Source organism: Acinetobacter sp. 226 (assembly GCF_048147925.1).
GTDB lineage: Bacteria > Pseudomonadota > Gammaproteobacteria > Pseudomonadales > Moraxellaceae > Acinetobacter > Acinetobacter pecorum.
Map to the genome: position 1 here is coordinate 108867 of NZ_JAYWYX010000004.1, position 21285 is coordinate 130151.

Here is a 21285-nt window from a genome sequence, read left to right on the forward strand (position 1 = left end):
CGTCCGAATTAAATTTTAGCGATCAAGTCCTTAATTTGTTTTGCCTGATCTGCAGCATTACCTGTGTAAGTAGCAGGAGTCATTTCTGCTAAACGCGCCCGCTCAGCAGCAGGAACAGCTTCCAACTCGTTACCATTTACGAAATCAACCATCATGTCGCGAGTCATGGCTTGACCACGAGTAAGTGCTTTTAGTTTTTCGTACGGTTTTTCAACGTTGTAACGACGCATTACAGTTTGAATTGGTTCAGCCAATACTTCTTGTGCATTGTCCAGGTCTTCATTGATCCGCGCAGCGTTCAACTCAAGTTTGCCAATACCTTTTAAGCACGCTTCAAACGCGATTAAGCTCTGCGCAAAACCAACACCCATGTTGCGAAGCACAGTAGAGTCAGTCAGGTCACGCTGCCAGCGAGAAATTGGAAGTTTTTCACCTAAGTGGGCAAGTACAGCATTGGCAAGCCCTAAGTTACCTTCAGAGTTTTCGAAGTCAATCGGGTTCACTTTATGTGGCATGGTTGAAGAACCGACTTCGCCATCTTTCAGCTTTTGCTTGAAGAAACCAAGCGAAATATAACCCCAAACATCACGGTTAAAATCGATCAAGATTGTGTTGAAACGACGAAGCGCATCAAACAGTTCTGCCATGTAGTCATGTGGCTCGATCTGAGTGGTGTACGGGTTGAAGTCTAGACCCAAAGACTCTACAAATGCTTGTGAATGCGCAGGCCAGTTGATGTCTGGGTAAGCAGAGTAGTGCGCATTGTAGTTACCGACTGCACCATTGATTTTGCCCAGTAGCTCAACATTTTTGAACTGTTTGATTTGGCGTGCAAGACGGTAAGCCACGTTCGCCATTTCTTTACCCAAAGTCGTCGGGCTTGCAGTTTGACCATGAGTACGAGACAACATTGGCTGGTCTGCATGTTTTTCAGAAAGCGCAACGATTGAATCAATGATTTGCTGCATAGATGCAACCAGTACATCACGACCACTTTTCAGCATCAAGGCATGTGACAGGTTGTTAATATCTTCAGACGTACATGCAAAGTGAATGAATTCACCGGCATTTTTAAGTTCTTCGATACCAGCGATTTTTTCTTTCAGGAAATATTCAACCGCTTTAACGTCGTGGTTGGTGGTGCGTTCGATCTCTTTGATGCGATTGGCATCATCTTCAGAAAAATCGCTCACAATCGCATCAAGCGCTGCATTAGTTTCGCCTGAAAACGCCGGAACTTCAGTAATTTCCGGATGGTTTGCAAGCGCTTGTAACCAACGCACTTCAACAGTCACACGAGCATGGATTAAACCAAACTCAGAAAGAAAGGGACGTAGAGCATCACATTTGCTCGCGTAACGTCCATCTAATGGAGAAAGTGCAGTTAAAGCGTTCATATCGATTCCTTAGATTTTGGAATTAAACGTAAAACGAAACACGTGCAGCATCAGTTAAACCACCTGAAACTGTAAACGCGCTAGATTGTGAATATCTTGTAGCAACTTGCGTTTGCCAAATACCATGCCCCAAGAGCTGCCACCGAGCTGACGCCACAGATGTGCCATTTGCAAGCCGGTAAATAAGGACGCACGAATGCGGTTGGTATGTCCGGCATCTTTAAAGGCTTCGGCATTACCACGTACCATAATTCGCGGATTAATCTGACCGGCCGTATCGACATAGGTTTGAGCTAGATTGGCAATGATGCTGGGGTGCAGGTAATTATTATCAAAGAAAGAAAGCTGTCTGAGAATTTTCTGTTGGGACTGTTCAATAATTTCAACAAATTTGGGATTGCTATAGACCTTCTTTTCTAACTGAAGAAGTGCCATTGCATAGGTCATTGGAAGTTTTGTACTGGAAAGTTTTGGAATTCTGGATTTGGGTGAAGTGTTGAAGGGCTGAATAAGGCTGCTTTCTAATGTTTTTAAACCTAAGGAAACATCGGCCAACTGGTTAAAAAAGTCTAAAGTCTGGGCGTTCTGATTGCTGCCGGGGCGGATATTAAGACTGGCTTTAATTAACTGTTCAAAATAGAAGTTACCACTTTCACCAATGCTTTGCTGACCTGTCACCGCTGTCATATGGGTTAGCTGGGTGGCCTGAAACACACCTGCTAATGCCAAAGCACGATTTTGACGAGTATTCAACGTTGTGGCTGGTTGAAATGGTAACTCCGTCATGCCGAATTCATCCTTTTATAAAATCAGGTTTAGGCGCATTGGTATGATGAATCACACCCCCCCCTAAACAAACTTCACCTGAATAGAACACCACGCTTTGACCTGGGGTCACCGCACGTTGAGGTTCATCAAACTCAACACGAACACCATTCGGCGCTTCTGAATCTTGATACACAGTACATGCCTGATCAGTCTGACGGTAACGGGTTTTGGCTGTGCAACGGAAACCTGTTTCAGGAATATCCTGCTCACCTGCCACCCAGTCAATTGCCTCACTCCAAAGTGTAGTACTTTGCATGAGAGGATGTTCATGGCCTTGGCCGACCACCAGACGATTGCCTTCGATATCTTTATGCAATACGAACCAGGCGCCTTCAGCAGCTCCTTTCATACCGCCAATACCAATGCCACCGCGTTGACCGAGCGTATAGTACATTAAGCCGTGATGATCACCAACCTCTTTACCGTCTTCCAGTACGATTTTTCCGGGTTGAGCGGGTAAATATTGCTTCAAGAAGTCATTAAAACGACGTTCACCAATAAAACAGATCCCAGTCGAGTCTTTTTTCTTGGCAGTAACCAGATCTAATTCTTCTGCAATTTTACGGACTTGTGGCTTTTCAATTTCGCCAACAGGGAACAGGGTCTTGTTAATTTCACGACCATGAACGGCATGCAGGAAGTAAGTCTGGTCTTTGTTATTGTCCACACCACGCAGTAAAGGTGCATATTCTTCACCACGTGAGTTGGTCATGGTTTCACCACGACGGCAGTAGTGACCTGTCGCAATAAAGTCTGCACCCAGGTTCACTGCATGATCGAGAAAGGCCCGGAATTTAATTTCTTTATTACATAAAATGTCTGGGTTTGGCGTACGGCCAGCAGCATACTCAGCCAGGAAATGCTCGAAGACGCGATCCCAGTATTCCATCGCGAAATTGGCAGTATGCAGTTTAATCCCGATCTTGTCGCAAACGGCTTGTGCATCGGCAAGATCTTCCATTGCCGTACAGTATTCTGTGCCGTCATCTTCTTCCCAGTTTTTCATGAAAAGACCTTCAACCTGATAACCCTGTTGAAGTAGGAGTGCTGCAGACACAGATGAATCTACACCACCAGACATACCGACGATGACACGTTGTTGCATAGGATTAGGCATCCAAATTTGAAATTAAGGGAGAATTTTGGTGCTCGTAAATGAGCGATAAAGGATATTTTTGACCTGAAAGTGCATCTTGCACGGCTTTAATTACCAGTGGGCTACGTGCGCGAGCAGACTCAATCAGTTCATCAAGCGTCATCCACACTGGACCGACAATGCCTGTATCTAAAGTGGCATTCGGATCATAGGCGATGGAATTGGCCAAGAAACAGAAACGGTAATAGGTGCGGTCAGGGAACATCGGTGGAGTATAGGTATATATACCCAACAAGTGTTTTACTTCCACGGTATGACCTGTTTCTTCCATAGTTTCACGAATGGCGGCTTCAATAATGGTTTCACCACATTCGACATGACCTGCTGGCTGATTAAAAACTGTGTGCATCACACCTTCAGCATGTTCTTCTACAAACAGGAACTTTCCGTCTTTTTCAACAACAGTTGCGACGGTGACGTGAGCAGTCCAAGCGGTCATAAGGCAGCACCATGGAAAAGGATGCACCATTGTATAAAATTTTGGGGTGTGTGGCTATGTGAAGGGCAGGATTTCTTTGATTCTATAAATAATCGAGAAGTTAAAAAGGAATCGAGCGGTATAAATAAAGGAAAAAACATTAAAAGTATTGTTCTTAAATAAGGTAGTAGGCTGACACCTGCCTGTAATATGCGAAAATGTGTTTGTAAAAAGGCCCCTTTGAAAAAGGAGCTTTAATATATTTTCAATCTCATCTATGTATTGAGCTCTAACTAGACGGCTCAATAATTTATACTATTTTAGATTACAGTTGCTTTGAAATTTCCCTTGGTCCACGGAATTAATAAAGTTGCCAATCAGGGTGGGACTCTGTCTCAGGGAATCACGATGATCTCCACCTTTAACTTCATGGAATTCGATAGGTTTTTTCATTTTACAAATTTGCTGAAAGTAAGCATAAGTTCCACGAGGATCGACAAGTTGATCTTTATCACCTTGTACCAGCATCACAGGTACGGTAGGGATCATATTTTCAATTGACTGTTTTTTTAGATAGGTAATCAAAGGAGTCAGATTGGCATCGGGTTTGAAAACTGTTTTGGGCGCTTGCTTTAAGTCATCTTGCAATTCTGATAGACAACGACTACGTGCAAAAGTAAGAATTTTATTCATCTCGGGGCTAACGAGATTCGTAGGGTTAAGCGTTGGATCTGCTGCTTCAGCACCTAAAAGAACAATAGGAAAAAACGAAGCAACACTAGGTGAAATCTGAGGATGAGTTTTTACATATTCAGCAATTCCCTGATATTGATATCCTCCCGGCGCAAGAGCAATTGCTCCCCGAAGCTTGAATTCTGGAGCATATTTTTGCCCATGTGCGGCTACCATAATAGTGGCAGCACCACCTTGGCTATGTCCCATGACATACCAGTCTTTACTAAACTGATAAGGCTTTAAAAAATGGGCTGCTCTTACAGCATCCACTACAGTGTGCAACTGGCTCTGGGCATTCATATAGGGATGTAAGGTTGGCGTACCTAAACCTTGATAGTCGGGTGCGACTACTGCATAACCACGCGCAAGCCAGGCATTTAGGGCCGTTGCGGCAATTTGCTGGTAGACATGTACTGGCCCGCCCACATAATCTTCAGAGGGTGCACAGGTATCAGCCACCCCAGTTGTACCATGAGCCCAGGCTAGTACAGGCCAGCCCCCTTTGGGTGCCTTGCCTTTAGGCAATAAAATGAATCCAGAGGTGACGATAGGCTCGGCATTTACTCCACGACTGCGATAATTAATTAAAAACCGTTGTGAAGCATTGGTAAAAAGATCGGGAGTTTGCTCTTTTATAGACAGCAGTGTACCTGGTGTTTTTGCTGCAATATCAGAAAACAGGGTTTTATCCTGATTGGCTGGAGCGGGAGAAGCGAACACATATGCGGAACCCAAGCATATGCAGCTGACTATGGTTTTTGAAATCAGATTTTTTATTTTCAACATGGAAGTATTCTCCACTCTTACTTATATAATTTAAAATATTCTAAATTTTTAGGATGATCTAGGTGAAAATATAGACAATTTCACAATAAGTTTAAACAGTTAAATATTTATTTTTGTAAGATTTAGGCCCCTGAAATGAAGTGTCTTATATTTAATAATTTATGTAAATGAATGGATTAGATTTAATGAATTAATTATCTTTAAAGTAATAAAATGAGGGGCTGTAAATAAAATTTTTATTAATTTAAATTTATATTTTATAAAACTATAAAAGATCTAGGAGGGATTGTATTTAATAAAGGGTTAAGAATATGCTTCATGGTTTAAATCACTGGATTTAATTAACCTAAAATGATTGGTGAAAAAAATATAATGATCAATCGTAAAGAGCTAAAAAACAGTAATTAGTTTTAATTACTGTTTTTTATATAAAAAGACAGATGAAGGGCTTATTTTATTTTAGCCCATTCTTTAGCCAAACGTTGTCTAAAGCTTTGTTTTTTATCTTTCTTACACTCTTGAACCATAATAGGTGTAACCTTTTCAATACCTTGTGTATCAATAATCTGATTTTCTACACCTTTATTATTCATATTTAAAGCTATAGTTACGCCAACAGCAGTTGGTTGGTACTTAGCATCCAATACAAGAAAGTCCTCACATGTCCATTGGTTTACCGGTTTTTTTGCGGAAGCAGAATTTACAAAAAATGGAGATAATGCTACGCAAGATAAAATGATAATAGATAATTTTTTCATTTTAATTAATCTCTTATGACGGTTATGAAATTATCTGAGATTATAATATTTAATTATAATCTTATTTGGTGAAATTAACTGATACTTGATAGGATGTATATTAATAATGTGTATCTAATTTTATATAAAATTAATTTAATCATAGTAAGTATTTAATAGATATAATATTAATGTTAATTTATTAAATTGTTTGAAAATTAATATTACAATCTTGGGAAATGGTATATTTCAAGTAAATTTTAAAAGTTTGATTTTGGATGATGCCGAGATTAATTCTAATATACTTGAAATGACCGTTTCACGCATTACTTCCCCTGATTTCTTATACTTTAAATATTTCTGCGAATTGAGACAGTTAAAGTCGGCATTTTCCCAAGGTGTTTTGCTTGGCCATTGAGCATAACCCATATAATCACCGGTCTTTTTGTTTTTGTGGAGGCGATAGCCTAAAGAACCTAGAACCAGATGAATCCCTTCTGTACGTGTTTTCCATGCTTGCACGAAAGCTTCATCTGTCGCTGGTTTAATTTTGAAACAATAGACCGCAATAAACATTTTAATTCTCTAGGTCATGCTTGTTTTTAAGCAAGCATTAAACTAATAGGATTAAAATAATATATTGAGATATAAATATTTTTATTTATCCAAGATAATTTCGGGAAACTTTTACATAATTTTGTGCTGAATATGGCAAGAATGCTATTTCTTTTTCAGTTAACGGTCTTAATTTTTTTGCAGGACTCCCCACATAGAGCCAGCCGCTTTCCAAAACTTTATTCGGTGGTACTAAAGTTCCTGCACCAATCATGACATCATCCGGAATTACCACATTATCCAGAATAATACTATTAATCCCGATCAGAACACGATTGCCAATGGTACAGCCATGCAGCGTTACGTGATGACCAATTGTCACATCTTCCCCAATAACCAGGGGTGAACCTTCCGGTTGGTCTGCTTTCTTGTGGCTTACATGCAGCATGGCATGATCTTGAATATTCGAGTTTTTACCAATCCGGATCGAATTAACATCTCCACGAATCACGGCAAAAGGCCAGACTGAGACATTTTCAGCCAAAATTACATCACCCACGACTACGGCCATTGGATCGATATAACAGGAATCTGCCACTTGCGGAGTGGTATTCAGATAAGAACGAATATTTTGGCTCATGTCAGTATTACCCTGAAAATTTATGATCATTATAAAATAAAAAAGCATACATTCCAGGAATGTATGCTTTGGCTTTAGTCTGAAACAGTATGTATAAATTAATACTTAGAACAGGTTGCTAAAGAATTGCTTGATATGATCCAGCATACGTGCAAAGAAGCCTGCTTCTTCAACTGCCTGTAGTGCAACCAGTGGTTTTTCAGCAATTACTTTGCCATCTAGAGTGGCTACATATTTACCTACTACCTGACCTGGCTGTAAAGGTGCAGTCAGTTTAGGCTGTACCACCAGTTGGGTTTTAATTGCGTTGGCCTGACCTTTTGGCATGGTCACATTAAAGTTTTCAGCCAAGCCAATCTGGACTTCATCTTCCTTGCCGAACCAGACTTTGGCTTTGGCGAGTACTTGTTTGGCAGGCTGAACATTTTTGGTTTCGAAGTTGGCATAACCCCAAGCAAGCAGCTCACGTGTCTGAGTCGCACGTTCCTGCATAGTTGGTGCACCAAAAATTACTGAAATTAATCGGGTAGGGCCACGTTTTGAAGAAGTTGTCAAACAATAACCAGCTTCATTGGTATGACCGGTTTTTAAACCATCTACACTTGGGTCAGTATATAGCAGGGCATTACGATTACCTTGCTTAATCCCATTAAAAGTAAATTCTTTTTCCGCATAAATCGGATAATACTTTGAACTGTCTTTGATGATGTGCTGTGCCAATGTGGCCATATCTTTGGCAGTCGAATAATGTCCTTCAGCAGGCATACCGGTTGAATTGATAAAGCTGGTATTGGTCATGCCAATACGTTTGGCTTCCTGATTCATCATATGTGCAAAGGTACCCTCGTTCCCTGCAATATGTTCGGCCATTGCTTTAGAGGCATCATTACCAGACTGGATAATAATTCCGCGCAGCATTTCCAGTGCAGTTGCCGTACCGTTTAAAGGTACATACATACATGATTCCGCACTGCTACCGCGGCACCATGCAGATTCATTCATACGGACCTGTTCGTCTTCAGTCAGCTCACCGCTCAATAGTTTCTGCTCGATGATGTAACTGGTCATCATCTTGGTCATGGAAGCAGGGGCTAATTTTTCATTTTCATTTTTAGATGCGAGAATTTGCCCTGTTTCGAAGTCCATCAGCACATAAGATTTATTATTCAATTCTGGTGGTGCAGATAAGACAGTTGCTGCAAAGCTGAAACTAGGAATTAATAATAATGCAGCAAGGGCAGTTTTTGGGGTCATTTCTAGTGGGTTCCAATATCTTGATGTAAGCACGAAGAGCCTAGCATTTTAGGACAAAGCTAGGCTGACTTCTATGGGAAACCCAGTCTAATTTCAAAAGTATTGTAAGTAATCGGCACAAATATCGCTTAATTTTAATATGTGGTTAATTCGTCACAAATCACCTGATTTTTTTGCTTCCCAGCTTTTTTGGCATCTGCTTGTGCTTCAGCCAGAATATTGCGGAAATCTTTCTGTTTTGCCATCTGATTTAAGCGTTCCACCGGATTGCTTTGACCCGACATATATTCTGTCACCAGCTTATTATAGCCTTGATTGAATTGTGACTTGTCTTTAACCACGCTTGGGCAGATTTCTGAAAGAACATAAATTGCAGCCAGTTCCTCTTTGGTCACTTTCTGGGTTGGAGTAACATTAATATTTTCATCGGCTGCGAAGGCGGAAGTTCCGAAAAAAGTCGCTGCGGAAACTGTACAGAAGGCCAAAGCCTGAAATAATGGACTTTTCATTAAAAAACTCAAAAAAAAGATTTAGAACAATAATTTGCCTAGCTTAAACTTATTTTTGCAATTGAAAAGTAGGGAAATGTAGCGAAGCTGTAGAAATGTGAAGAAATCTGTAAGCAAAATAAGATGATGTGGACATCATCTTATTTTTCAAAAGTAAATTACTTAGCCTTGGTAGTCCAAGACCTCTTCACATACTGTTTTTTGCTCGTCCTTTGCAGTTTGTTTGGCACCCTGACGCGCTTCTTCAAGCAAGGATTTATATTCGCTGTCAGCCTGCAACTTGGTATAGCTCATGCCTTTATCTGAATATTCTGCAAGATAAGACTGGATCAATTGTTGAATTGTACTGTCCAATTTTGCATTTTGACCAATCACGGCCGGGCAAACTTCGGTCATGACCTGTGCTGCGGCAATATCTTCTTTGACGATGGTATCGTTTTCTTCAACAGTCAGATCGGTCGCTAGGACGGAAGGGGAAATGAATACTGTCAGGCTTAAAGTTAAAGCACCAAATAAAGGGAATTTTTTAATCATCTTGAGCCACATATTATAAAGATGGATGTCGAGCCATAAATATATATAATTCCTGTACTAATACAATGAAATGTCCTAACTAGTCATTTTTTAAAGTAACGAGATTTTTTCAGTGAATATTTTAGTTTCAAATGATGACGGTGTATTGGCACCCGGTATTCAGGCTTTGGCAAAAGCTTTAAAACCTCTGGGGCGGGTAGTGATTGTGGCACCCGAAAGTGAACGCAGCGGATTTTCCAGTGCTTTAACTCTGGATCGCCCTCTACGCCCCATCCAGATTTCCCCAGATGTCTGGGCTGTCAATGGCACACCGGCAGATTGTGTCTACTTGGCAATGAACGGCCTGTTTGATTTTGAGTTTGACCTGGTGGTCAGTGGAATTAATAGCGGTGCGAATCTGGGCGATGATGTATTGTACTCTGGTACGGTCGGTGCAGCTTTTGAAGGCCGTTTAAGTAAAAACCCTGCGATTGCCGTATCATTGAGTGGGCCGAATGTACGCAGCTATCAATATACGCAGGATTATCAGCTGGCCGCCGAATGGGTACATGATTTTATTGCTCGCGGTTTGCCTGTTCTGCCTGAGCGTCATATTTTTAATATTAATATTCCAGATGTGGCTGAATTACAGGGCGAAAAGGTCACTTATCAAAGTCGTCGCCGTCAGTCTAAACCGGTGATGAATCATGTGGATCCGCGCGGTCGCCAAGTGTACTGGATTGGACTCTCCGGAGAAGCAGTCGCAGAACCTAAACCAGGATATAGCGAGATTGATTCAGACTTCTCTGCAGTAGCCAATGGCTATGTCAGTATTACCCCCATCCAGATGGATGCCACCAATTATGAGAGTTTGCGGAATTTGCAAACACAATTAGCAGAAAATGCATCCTTAGTGTTATAACTTTGTGAAAAACTCGCGATTACAAGTATATTGCCGTAAAACTTTGCTAATCTTAACGAAATTTTGCAACCGTATAGCATTAGAGAGGAAGATAATGTTCTTGGTGTTACCGAAATGTGTCGTAGCTTCACCTGCCGCCCTGATTAAAACCCTGGTTTTATCGACTGTTGTTATTTCTACAGGAATAATTACCGGTTGTGCCACCAAACCTCAGGTGAATAATGCGACACGCTATGCAACGGCTCCTGATTTCTATACGGTGCGTTCAGGAGATACATTGAGTGGTATTGCAGCACGTTATGGGTTGAACTATATCAGTGTTGCCGAGATGAATGACATCAGTGCACCTTACCGGATTTATGTGGGACAGTCGATTCGTCTGAAAAATAATACTGCACGCCGTAGTACTAGTACACAGGCAGTGACACAGGCAGCGCCAATCCAGCGCCAAACAATTGCAGTGCCTGCACCAGCACCAGTCGCGCCCGCAACGACAGTACAGACGACACCACGTGTCAGTACAGCTGCGCCGGTAACACCTGTATCTACCGCAGCAGGCCTGCGTTGGGTAAAACCGTCTAATGGGGCGATTCTACAACCGTATAATCTGGCGTCTAATATCAAGGGCATTCGCTATGCTGGCAATGTCGGTGATCCGGTATTTGCAGCAGCAGACGGGCAGGTGGTTTATGCTGCAGACGGCCTGAAAGAGTATGGTAATCTGGTTTTAATCAAGCATGTCAATGGCTATATCACAGCTTATGCACATAATAGTAAAATGAATGTGAAAAGCGGTCAAAATGTAACTGCAGGTCAAAAAATTGCAGAAATGGGATCGACAGGGACCACCCGGAACATGCTTGAGTTTCAGGTGCGCTTAGACGGCAAACCTATTAATCCAGCTACAGTGCTGCCAAACAATTAAAAAAATAATGCAAACTGAAAATTTCACCGTATAATACAATAAGTTGCTTTTATCAAATGATGGAGCGCCTCATAAGTTTAGAGGGAAATTTATGTTAGATCAGCTTCGAGCAATGGGTGTCTTTGCTTGTGTTGTGGAGAAAAACTCGTTTAGCGGTGCTGCCCGTGAATTAGGAATTACGACCAGCGCCGTTAGTCAACAGATTCGCTCATTAGAACAAGATATGGAAGTCATACTTTTAAATCGTTCGACGAGAAAATTAAGTCTGACCGAAGCGGGACAAGCTTTTTTTCATAGCTGTCAAGAAATGTTATCTGCTGCTGAACGTGGTAAAGTCCGGATCAATGAGTTACGTGATGATCTTGTGGGTGAACTGCGCATTGTATCTTTACCAGAACTGTGTGCGAATCATGTGATTCCTGCACTTTCTCACTGGATATCCGCACATCGTGGCCTAGCAGTACATCTGGAAACAAACAATCATGAGGTTGATTTGTTAGAAGGACGTATTGATATCGCCCTGAGATTCGAACAAAAAATCGATGAGCATAACCTTGAGGTTGTGCCATTGATGCAGATTGAGCAGATTCTGGTGGCTGCACCAAGTTATATTAATCAGAGTACGATTATTTCACGACCTGAGGATCTGCAAAATCATGACGTGATGCCTTTAACGCATATCAGAAACCACCAGTATTTCCATTTTCAGCATGTCAATACCGCGGAAAAAGCAGAGTTTGAATTGAAATCCCGTTTCAGTACCAATAATGGTCTGGTCGCAAAAGCAATGTGTTTGCAGGGGAATGGTATTGCTAAAATTTTATATCTTGATGCTAAGAAAAACTTGCTGAATGGTACCTTGGTTGAAGTTTTGCCTGAATGGAGACTTCCCCAGATTACCCTTTATGCAGTCATGCCAAAACGTGAACAACAACCTACAAAAATTCTTCGTTGCCTTGAAACCTTGAAACAATATTTTGGCCAGATTTCTGGTGGACGTATGTTACAAAATGCCTCATAGAATGCAGAATAATAAAAAAGCCGCTTTAAAGCGGCTTTTTTAATTTCAGGCTGGTGTATTAAGCCAAATAAGCTTTAATCATCGTAACCAGACGTTCAATCAGCTGATCCGCCTGTTCTTGGGTAATGTTCAGGGTAGGCAACAGGCGCACGACATTGCCTGCGGTGACATTGATAATCATCTTGTATTCATCGCGTGCAATATCAACCAGGTCTCCACAGTCTTTAGGCAATTCAATCCCGATCATCAGACCAAAACCGCGCACAGTTACTTGGTGATCTGCAAGCTGGCTACGCAATTGCTCAACAATATAGGCACCTTTTTCAGCAGCATTGGCCACGATATTTTCTTTTTGCATGATGTCGATAATGGTATAGACCACACGCGAACCCAGTGCTGTACCGCTATAAGTTGAACCGTGATTTCCTGCAGTTAGTACACCAACACCACGACCTTGGGTCATGACTGCACCAATCGGGAAACCGTTACCTAAGCCTTTAGCAGTGGTCAGTACATCCGGAACAATATTGGTATGCTGATAAGCAAAGTATTTACCGGTACGACCATTACCGGTTTGAACTTCGTCCAGCATCATTAGCCAGTTGTGCTGGTTACAGATGTGACGAATCTCTTCCAGATAGCTGAAACCTTGAGGTGCGGTATTAACACCGCCTTCGCCCTGAATCGGTTCAATCAAAATGGCTACGATATCCGGATGGTTGATTGCAGCTTCTTCAATCGCTTCGATATCACCAAAAGGTACACGAATAAAACCTTCAACTAGCGGACCAAAGCCATCCTGAACTTTTTTATTACCTGTAGCAGACAGGGTGGCTAGTGTACGGCCATGGAAAGAACGATCCGCTACAATAATTTTTGGAGAAGCGATACCTTGCATATGACCAAATTTACGCGCAATCTTGATTGCACCTTCATTGGATTCTGCACCGCTGTTCGAGAAAAATATTTCTTCCATACCCGCTACTTCAGCCAGTTTTTGTGCAGCGGCGGTTTGCCAAGGCACTTCAAACAGGTTACTGGTATGAATCAGGGTCGCTGCCTGGTCGGCAATCGCTTCGGCAAGCACAGGATGCGCATGACCTAAACCACATACTGCAATTCCGGTTAAGGCATCAAAATACTCTGTACCATCTTCAGTATAAAGATATGCACCCCGTCCTCGGACAAAGCTGATCGGTTGACGGCCAAAAACGGGCATCAAGTGAGACGGTTGATCAGGTTGTACCGGTGCGAGGGTAATATTATTCATGACTAACTCTTAACTGTTAGGTGGAAAGAAAAACTTATATAAGCAAAAACTCGCTCAGATTTAAAGGGCAATTGTAAATAAAATTGGAAATATTGCTTTAGACATACTGTTTTGCTTGGATTTGGGTATAATGCGAGACAGATGAGTTGAGGATTTATCAATGACTGAACAAGCACGCGATACCGAAGCGTTAATTCGTGACCAAATTGCAAAACATGCAGTACTTCTTTACATGAAAGGCACACCGCAATTTCCACAATGTGGTTTTTCTGCTCGTGCAGTAGAAGCACTCAGTCAGATTGGTCGTCCGTTTGCTTATGTAAACATTCTGGAAAACCCGGACATTCGTGCGATGTTACCGCAAATCGCCAACTGGCCGACGTTTCCACAGCTTTGGATCAATGGTGAATTGATCGGTGGTAGTGATATCATGCTCGACATGTTCCAGAAAGGTGAGTTAAAGCCTTTGGTTGAACAGTACAGCCCGGCACCTGAAGCTTAATTTAGATTTAAATTAAGTCCAAGAAATAAAAAAAGCGCTTCATATCAGAAGCGCTTTTTTTATGAGTGAGAAATGCAAGCAGAACAAAATCAGTCTTCTGGCTGTTCCTTAGTCTTTTCAAGTTCTTTTGATTCAGCGGCCAAGGTAGCAGCGAGGACCTCTGAATCGGCCTGGACCTCTTGTACAGGTGCTTTATCTTTTTGCTTTTTCTTCTTCTTTTTTTTCTTTTTCTTTGGTACTTCAACCAGTTCAGCACCATCTTCAATCGCTTGCCAATAATCCAGCTGTGCCATCACTGCGGCATAGATTGAATTTTTGCTATAACGTCCTTTTTTATCCAGCGTACCCACTGGTCGAGCCATCAGGATTTCTAATGCCTGATCAATGGTATCAATTGCATGAATATGGAACTGACCTTCTTCCACGGCAAGGGTGACATCTTTACGCAGCATCAGATGCTGCATATTTTGTCGCGGAATAATTACACCTTGTTTACCGGTCAGGCCCTGTAACTTGCAGGCATCGAAGAAACCTTCAATTTTGGCATTCACGCCACCTACTGGCTGTACTTGACCTAGTTGGTTCATAGACCCGGTAATGGCCCAGGACTGATCAATTGGTAACTGGCTGATGGCCGAAAGTAGAGCTGAAAGTTCTGCCACTGTGGCACTGTCACCATCAACCTGACCATAACTTTGCTCGAAGGCCAATGCGGCAGAGAAGTGCAAGGTCTGTTCACGACCGAAATGTGCTTTCAGGAAAGACGCCATCAGTAACACACCTTTGGCATGCAGAGATCCACCGAGTTCTACACTGCGTTCGATATCCAGAATATCACCGCCACCCTGATACACCGAAGCCGTCAGACGTGAAGGCAGACCAAATTCAACATCAGCATAATGAATCACCGACAGGGCATTAATCTGTCCCAGACGATGGCCACGGGTTTCAATCAGTTGGGTACCACGGGTCAGATCCTGCCAGTATAGTTCACGTAAATAGCCGAGACGATATTTGCGGTGATCCAGTGCGGTATTGATGTGTTTTTCTGAAACCATCTTGTCACCTGCCTTGAAAGCATGATGATGTGCTTCACGGATCAGATCACCCAGTGTCAGGGCATGTAATGACAATGAACTTTGATCTTCAGCTTGACGGCTGGAATCGGTAAGCAATGCGGCCAGAGCAGACCGGTCAAAAGGCAGTAATTTATCGGATTGCACATAGTCGGCAATCAGTTGCATATAGGCCTGCTCGTTGTCGTCATTACGTTGTAATGTATCGGTAAAGTCAGCGCGGATTTTAAAGATGCTGCCCAGTTCAGGTTCAAGCTCTAAAATTTCATAATAAATTTCAGGCTCCGCCAGCAAGATCACCTTGATGTTTAAAGGAATCGATGCAGGTTCGATCGAAATACTGCCGGTCAGCGTGATCATATGCTCAAGTGAAGACAGTTTTAAATGCCCGGATTTAAGCGCGCGTTTCAAACCTTGCCATGCATAAGGTTGTTCCAGTAGTTGTTCTGCTTCCAGCATCAGGAAGCCGCCATTGGCCTTATGCAAACTGCCTGGACGAATCAGGGTAAAGTCAGTCGTGATCGTGCCATTTTGGGTCAGCTGTTCTACATGACCCAGCAAGTTGTAATGGGTTGGAAAATCTTCAAAGATCACCGGCGCACCACTGTTCGGCTTGTGTGTGATAATCACATTGGCCTGATAACGTGCCGGAACGCGACTGAACAGTGCCGGAGTGAAATCGTCTTCTTCCTGTTCCAGCACAATTTCGACATTGTTAATAATATCTTCAGCATAATATTTCAGGTAATTTTCCAGACCTTCCACATGTTTGAATTTTGCCAGAATCTGTTCTACTCGCGGCAGAACCACCTGCTTGGCAATATCACGATTTAGCACCTGTACGCGATCGCGTGCATCATCTTCCAGATCACCCAGATGTAGCCCTAGACGTTCCAGCTTTTTATCCATATAGCGCATGTTGGAAGCGAGTTCGGCACGATCTTTGTTGCTTAATGCGTTTAGATCTTCCTGAGACATTTCCTGCAATTTGTCATCGATCAAATGCACAGGTACAAAACAGTGCTCATCGTGTCGCGAGATCAGCTTCAGATCCAGTTCTGCACCTTCTTTGGTGAGTTCAATCAGTGCCTGTTGTTGTTCATCCCCGGTTTCCTGGCGAATCATTTCAATGCGGTTGTGATAGCTTTCAGCAGTAAAACGGCGCTCAAGCTGTTTCAGGATGGTTTGCCAGCTTTGATTTAACATCGCCTGAAATTTTGGTGCCTGCCCAGGGGGTAGTTCCAGTGCAAGCGGCTGACGCTGGTTTTGAAAGTTATTGACATAGACCCAGTCATTAGGAGTATCCATGGTTTTGGCATGCTGCTGTAGCAAACGTTTCACCATGGTGCGTTTACCAAGACCTGCTGTACCGACGGCAAAAATGTTATAACCGGAATAAGGCAGGGCAATCCCGGCCTCGACTGAAGCACGTGCACGATCTTGGCCCAGAAAATTATTCAGGGGCTTGATCCTTTTGGTAGACGCAGGAATTTTTTCTAGATTAGGAATATGTGTCAGTTGTATTGATTTTAAGCGGGTATGTTCAAGGGTGTTTTGAATTTCACTTTGTTCAAATGCCGAGATGAGTAAATCTGAGCGGATATTTTCTGGTGTTGTCGTATTGTTGCTGGCGATAGAAGAATTAATTTGATCGAGTCTCTGGGTCACTGTTGAAAATCCAAAACGAAATATTACGTTGATGAGAGTTAAGGTATACAGATTTACTTGAAAAATTCAAGCCAACATGTCGCTTTTCCCAGAAAATAAAAAACCGGAAATGTGATAAATATATAAATCTTGTTGAAAGATACGCTATTACAGGATTGAATAGCAGCAATTGGTTTTTCTGCGGAAAATAATAAAGCAATGACAACACAAACGACGGGTTGGAAATCCGCATTTACAGCATTTTTAGATCGACGTGCCTTGATTATGCTGTTCTTGGGATTTTCGGCTGGTGTGCCGATTCTTCTGATTTTTTCCAGTCTGTCTTTATGGTTAGGTGAGGCCGGAATCAGCAAAAGTGCTGTAACTTTCTTTAGCTGGGCGGCATTGGGCTATTCTTTTAAATTTGTCTGGGCTCCGCTCATTGATGAACTGCCAGTGCCCTTTTTGACCAAGGCCCTGGGACGCCGTCGTGCCTGGTTGCTGATCGCCCAGATTCTGATTGTCTGTGCTATTCTGATTATGGCATTTTCTGATCCTGCGCTAGGAACGACCCATTTACAGCAAATGGCACTGGGGGCAGTGTTGCTCGGCTTTTCCGCAGCAACGCAGGATATTGTGATTGATGCTTACCGGATCGAGCTGGCAGAAACCCAGATGCAGACTGTGCTAGCCGCCACCTATAATGCCGGTTACCGGATCGGGATGATTGTTGCGGGTGCCGGGGCATTATTTTTGGCTGCCTATCTGGGTACAGCGAAAGGCAACTATATTTATGATGCCTGGAAATGGACCTATATGGCGATGGCTGCGGTCATGATGGTGGGTATTGTCACCACACTGTCCATCCGGGAACCACAGGTTAACCGGGTACGCAAGCACTATGTACGCAGTGACTATTTTCGTCTGGTCGCAGTGTTTTTTGTTGCGGTCATCAGTTTTGTACTGAGCTATGTCTATTCGGGCAATCTGGTGGCCAGCGTCACGGAACAGTTTGCCATTCAAGATACCTTTGTCTTGTTCTGTTTTGAAGCTTTACGTTTTATTGGCTCGGGTGCAGTAGCCTTTGCCGTTGGCACCAGCCTGGTAAAAATGGGTGCAGTCAACAAGCAGATGGCCTATGAAACCTGGGTTGATCCGGTTGCCGATTTCTTTAAACGGTATGGTTTGAAGTTGGCTTTGGTGCTGTTATTGCTGATTGGTTTTTATCGGGTTTCCGATATTATTGCCGGGGTGATTTCCAATGTCTTTTATCAGGACCTGAATTTCAGTAAAGAGCAAATCGCTGAGGCGGTCAAAGTTTATGGCGTTATTTTCTCTTTGATCGGTGGATTTCTGGGTGGGTTGTTGGCCCAGAAAATGAATATCATGAAACTGATGTTTGTCGGTGCTCTACTGGCCTGTTTGACCAATCTCATTTTTATTGGGCTGGTCAAGTCAGGTGAACAACTGGCCGCTGTTGAAGTTAGGGTGGCTAATCAGGTTTATCAGGCAGATACAGATGAAGTTGGTTACTGGAAGCTGGAGCTACCGAGTGCCGTGCTGGCGCAAAGCAAGCAGTTACAAGTATCGGCTGCTTATCTGGATGGAGATGTTACTGATCAGGCCCCGGTACAAGTCAGTATGCCGTATTTAACTGAAAAACCGGGCAGCACCCAGTTACAGATCCTGCCGATTACGAGTGATAATACGCTTACAGCTGCTGAACAGGACAAGACCATTGTGGTGCGTGGCCAGTATGTCGGTAAAGCACTGCCAGAAAATCAAAAGATCGTGTTGCAGATTAACGACCAGAATATTGATGCGAAACTGGAAAGTGAGGGCATATTTACTGCCGCGATTCCAGCACAGCAACTGATCCAGTCACCCGCACATATTATCAGTGCAGTCTTGATGCAAGATGGTCAGGCACTGCAACAAACAACCCATGTTTATCAGGTCAATGAACAGTTGACCCATACCCCGAATCTGGATATTGATATCCAACCTTTAGCATTGGTAGATAACAACAGTTCAGATACAGTCGAGGTCAGTGGTAAGGTAATTAAACCTTATAGCGACAAGTGGCTTTATTTTGCCATTATTGTCGATAACCTGGCCGCCGGGCTTGCAGGTGCTGCATTTATTGCGTTCTTATCGAGCTTGACCAGTGTCTCATTTACCGCCGTTCAATATGCGATTTTTAGCTCTCTCATGACCCTGACGCCTAAGATTTTAGGCGGATATTCGGGTACTATAGTCACCCATATCGGTTATCCGAACTTCTTCCTAATGACTACTCTAATCGGGATCCCCATTCTGATTCTGGTAGTCTGGGTTGCAAAATTGCTCGGTGAACACCAACAACAATCTGTACAAAAGGATGATTAATATGCGCATGCTGCATACCATGTTACGTGTAGGCAATTTAGAACAGTCTCTCAAGTTCTATACTGAAGTACTTGGCATGACTCTGCTTCGTAAGCGTGATTACGAAGAAGGTCGTTTTACCCTGGCTTTTGTCGGTTATGGCGATGAAGAAAATCATACCGTGCTAGAGCTGACGCATAACTGGGATACAGACCATTATGAGCTGGGCAATGGCTATGGTCATATTGCGATAGCAGTTGATGATGCTTACAAGGCATGTGAAGAAATTAAAGCGCGTGGCGGTAACGTCGTGCGTGAAGCCGGTCCGATGAAAGGTGGCGTGACTGTGATTGCATTTGTAGAAGATCCAGACGGTTATAAAATCGAGCTGATCCAGCAGGATCAGGATGCACGTAACAACTAAGCGTGGTGTAGTGAAATATATTCATGTATAGATGAATATATTACATCAAGCTGAATGCGTAGTATCAGCCCGGCATCTGTTAAGATAGCCGGGCATTTTTATATCAAACAATAAAATCTAAAATTTGAGGGATTAAAGGGATATGCTTAAATTCTTGGCATTGGATCGTTTTACGATACTGTTATTTGTGATGGTCTTGCTGGCCAGTGTATTGCCCGTTTCAGGGCAGGCGGCTGGAGTCTTTGGCTGGGTAACAACGGGAGCCATTGCCATCCTGTTTTTTTTGCATGGTGCCAAATTATCTCGCGAGGCAGTTGTAGAAGGCATTATGCACTGGAGATTACATACTTTAGTGTTTGCACTGACTTTCGTCATGTTTCCAATCTTAGGACTTTTGGCCAAGCCAATTTTATTGCCGATGCTCGGGCAGGAGCTGTATTGGGGCTTCCTGTTTATGTGTTTCTTGCCCTCTACGGTGCAGTCTTCTATCGCCTTTACCTCAGTGGCACATGGTAACGTTGCCGGGGCTGTGTGTAGTGCCTCTTTTTCCAATCTTATTGGAATGTTTATTACTCCGGTCCTGGTGGCATTTTTTATTCTTGGTCAATCTGAACATGATTTTGACCCGACCACCTCGATTATCCAGATTACATTGCTACTACTGGTGCCGTTTGTTCTTGGGCAGGTGTTGCGTCCCTGGATTTATCCTTACATGATGAAAGTGCCACAAATCGTCAAGATTTTCGATCAAGGCTCGATTCTTTTGGTGGTTTATGGGGCTTTCAGCAGTGCTGTAGTGGCCGGACTCTGGAATGAGGTTAGTCTGGGTACCCTGTTATTGCTATTACTGGCCTGCTCGGTATTGCTTACCATTGTAATGCTGCTATCACTTTATATTCCGCGCTGGCTGGGCTTTAGCCGCGCTGACCAGAAAACGGCATTCTTTTGTGGTTCTAAAAAAACCCTGGCCAGTGGAGTGCCGATGGCGCAAATTTTATTTATTGGTCAGCCATTAGGTATGATTGTTTTGCCGATCATGATTTTCCATCAGATTCAGCTGATGGGGTGCGGAATTATTGCTAATCTGTGGGCCAAAGAAGATGAATCAGAGTTAGCAGCAGAAATAGAAGAATAATTCGCATATTGCATTCGTTTCACGTATAATAATGCCCACTTGTTGTGCTTAGCTCTGACGGTATCCGTCTCGGTGGGCCAAAAGAATGGTCTGTTGTGGTGTTGATCTGCATGAACATTGTTTCTGCTTCCTCAGTTGAGAGTGATCAATAGCGATGACAGCTAAACCTTCTTGAACCTAATGGAGTAATCGACGATGCGCGCCGATATTCACCCAAAATATGATACTTTAGTTGCTACTTGTTCATGTGGTAACGTAATCGAAACTCGTTCAGCTCTTGGTAAAGAAACTCTTTATCTAGACGTATGTTCAGCTTGCCACCCATTCTATACTGGTAAGCAAAAGAATGTTGACACTGGCGGTCGTATCGACAAGTTCAAACAACGTTTTGCTGGTATGTCACGTTCTGTTAAACGTTAATACCCAAAATGAAAAAAACGGGCTTGAAGCCCGTTTTTTTGTGCCTGA

At 42.9% G+C, this 21285-nt stretch carries 21 protein-coding genes; 8 read left to right on the forward strand and 13 right to left on the reverse strand.

The genetic code is table 11. The features are described from left to right. Positions 1 to 8: 8 nt before the first annotated feature. The 11 genes from purB to VXP95_RS02745 all read right to left on the reverse strand — a co-directional run bounded on the left by purB (position 9) and on the right by VXP95_RS02745 (position 9549). The gene (purB, locus tag VXP95_RS02695) at positions 9 to 1397 is read right to left on the reverse strand and encodes an adenylosuccinate lyase (protein WP_064101388.1); all 1389 of its coding nucleotides are present in this window, start codon (positions 1395 to 1397) and stop codon (positions 9 to 11) included. Between the two features lie 54 nt (positions 1398 to 1451). Then, the gene (gene hflD / locus VXP95_RS02700; RefSeq protein WP_416711355.1) at positions 1452 to 2183 is read right to left on the reverse strand and encodes a high frequency lysogenization protein HflD; all 732 of its coding nucleotides are present in this window, start codon (positions 2181 to 2183) and stop codon (positions 1452 to 1454) included. Positions 2184 to 2190: 7 nt separating this feature from the next. After that, on the reverse strand, positions 2191 to 3330 hold the full coding sequence (gene mnmA, locus VXP95_RS02705) for a tRNA 2-thiouridine(34) synthase MnmA (RefSeq protein ID WP_064095481.1): 1140 nt from the start codon (positions 3328 to 3330) through the stop codon (positions 2191 to 2193). A gap of 4 nt (positions 3331 to 3334) precedes the next feature. Next, positions 3335 to 3820, reverse strand: a complete 486-nt coding sequence (locus VXP95_RS02710; RefSeq protein WP_416711356.1) for an NUDIX hydrolase — start codon at positions 3818 to 3820, stop codon at positions 3335 to 3337. A 294-nt stretch (positions 3821 to 4114) separates the two neighbouring features. Then, positions 4115 to 5320, reverse strand: a complete 1206-nt coding sequence (locus VXP95_RS02715; protein ID WP_416711357.1) for an alpha/beta hydrolase family protein — start codon at positions 5318 to 5320, stop codon at positions 4115 to 4117. Between the two features lie 449 nt (positions 5321 to 5769). Beyond that, complete coding sequence (gene hdeA, locus VXP95_RS02720) at positions 5770 to 6078, reverse strand: acid-activated periplasmic chaperone HdeA (RefSeq protein ID WP_064095478.1); 309 nt, start codon at positions 6076 to 6078, stop codon at positions 5770 to 5772. Positions 6079 to 6306: 228 nt separating this feature from the next. Then, a complete protein-coding gene (locus VXP95_RS02725) occupies positions 6307 to 6633 on the reverse strand; it encodes an antibiotic biosynthesis monooxygenase family protein (RefSeq protein WP_416711358.1) in 327 nt (108 codons plus the stop codon). Between the two features lie 85 nt (positions 6634 to 6718). Beyond that, on the reverse strand, positions 6719 to 7252 hold the full coding sequence (locus tag VXP95_RS02730) for a gamma carbonic anhydrase family protein (protein ID WP_416679984.1): 534 nt from the start codon (positions 7250 to 7252) through the stop codon (positions 6719 to 6721). Positions 7253 to 7357: 105 nt separating this feature from the next. Further along, a complete protein-coding gene (gene dacC / locus VXP95_RS02735; RefSeq protein ID WP_416711360.1) occupies positions 7358 to 8506 on the reverse strand; it encodes a D-alanyl-D-alanine carboxypeptidase PBP5/6 in 1149 nt (382 codons plus the stop codon). Positions 8507 to 8640: 134 nt separating this feature from the next. Continuing rightward, entirely contained in the window at positions 8641 to 9015 is a 375-nt protein-coding gene (locus VXP95_RS02740) for an MCR_0457 family protein (RefSeq protein ID WP_416711361.1), read from the reverse strand. A gap of 162 nt (positions 9016 to 9177) precedes the next feature. Then, entirely contained in the window at positions 9178 to 9549 is a 372-nt protein-coding gene (locus tag VXP95_RS02745; protein ID WP_064095474.1) for an MCR_0457 family protein, read from the reverse strand. Between the two features lie 112 nt (positions 9550 to 9661). On the opposite strand from VXP95_RS02745, the gene surE reads away from it, so the two are divergent. The 3 genes from surE to VXP95_RS02760 all read left to right on the forward strand — a co-directional run bounded on the left by surE (position 9662) and on the right by VXP95_RS02760 (position 12396). Then, entirely contained in the window at positions 9662 to 10450 is a 789-nt protein-coding gene (gene surE, locus VXP95_RS02750; RefSeq protein WP_064095473.1) for a 5'/3'-nucleotidase SurE, read from the forward strand. A gap of 94 nt (positions 10451 to 10544) precedes the next feature. Next, positions 10545 to 11375 (forward strand): peptidoglycan DD-metalloendopeptidase family protein, encoded by an 831-nt coding sequence (locus VXP95_RS02755; protein ID WP_064095472.1) that lies wholly within the window; start codon positions 10545 to 10547, stop codon positions 11373 to 11375. A 91-nt stretch (positions 11376 to 11466) separates the two neighbouring features. After that, complete coding sequence (locus VXP95_RS02760; protein WP_416679990.1) at positions 11467 to 12396, forward strand: LysR family transcriptional regulator; 930 nt, start codon at positions 11467 to 11469, stop codon at positions 12394 to 12396. Positions 12397 to 12454: 58 nt separating this feature from the next. On the opposite strand, the gene VXP95_RS02765 is transcribed toward VXP95_RS02760, so the two are convergent. Next, on the reverse strand, positions 12455 to 13666 hold the full coding sequence (locus tag VXP95_RS02765; protein WP_416679992.1) for an aspartate aminotransferase family protein: 1212 nt from the start codon (positions 13664 to 13666) through the stop codon (positions 12455 to 12457). Between the two features lie 160 nt (positions 13667 to 13826). Here VXP95_RS02765 and grxD point away from each other — a divergent pair, with 160 nt between their 5' ends. Further along, positions 13827 to 14168 carry a Grx4 family monothiol glutaredoxin gene (grxD, locus tag VXP95_RS02770; protein ID WP_064095469.1) on the forward strand — a complete coding sequence of 114 codons (342 nt, stop codon included), beginning with the start codon at positions 13827 to 13829 and terminating at the stop codon, positions 14166 to 14168. A gap of 89 nt (positions 14169 to 14257) precedes the next feature. On the opposite strand, the gene VXP95_RS02775 is transcribed toward grxD, so the two are convergent. Continuing rightward, a complete protein-coding gene (locus tag VXP95_RS02775; protein ID WP_064095468.1) occupies positions 14258 to 16912 on the reverse strand; it encodes a Lon protease family protein in 2655 nt (884 codons plus the stop codon). 198 nt (positions 16913 to 17110) lie between these two features. Here VXP95_RS02775 and VXP95_RS02780 point away from each other — a divergent pair, with 198 nt between their 5' ends. The 4 genes from VXP95_RS02780 to rpmE all read left to right on the forward strand — a co-directional run bounded on the left by VXP95_RS02780 (position 17111) and on the right by rpmE (position 21237). Continuing rightward, a complete protein-coding gene (locus tag VXP95_RS02780) occupies positions 17111 to 19279 on the forward strand; it encodes an AmpG family muropeptide MFS transporter (protein ID WP_416679994.1) in 2169 nt (722 codons plus the stop codon). 1 nt (position 19280) lies between these two features. After that, entirely contained in the window at positions 19281 to 19682 is a 402-nt protein-coding gene (gloA, locus tag VXP95_RS02785) for a lactoylglutathione lyase (RefSeq protein ID WP_064095466.1), read from the forward strand. A 142-nt stretch (positions 19683 to 19824) separates the two neighbouring features. Then, positions 19825 to 20817 carry a bile acid:sodium symporter family protein gene (locus tag VXP95_RS02790; protein ID WP_416711362.1) on the forward strand — a complete coding sequence of 331 codons (993 nt, stop codon included), beginning with the start codon at positions 19825 to 19827 and terminating at the stop codon, positions 20815 to 20817. Positions 20818 to 21012: 195 nt separating this feature from the next. Beyond that, positions 21013 to 21237, forward strand: a complete 225-nt coding sequence (gene rpmE / locus VXP95_RS02795; RefSeq protein ID WP_081406336.1) for a 50S ribosomal protein L31 — start codon at positions 21013 to 21015, stop codon at positions 21235 to 21237. The last annotated feature ends 48 nt before the right edge of the window (positions 21238 to 21285 follow it).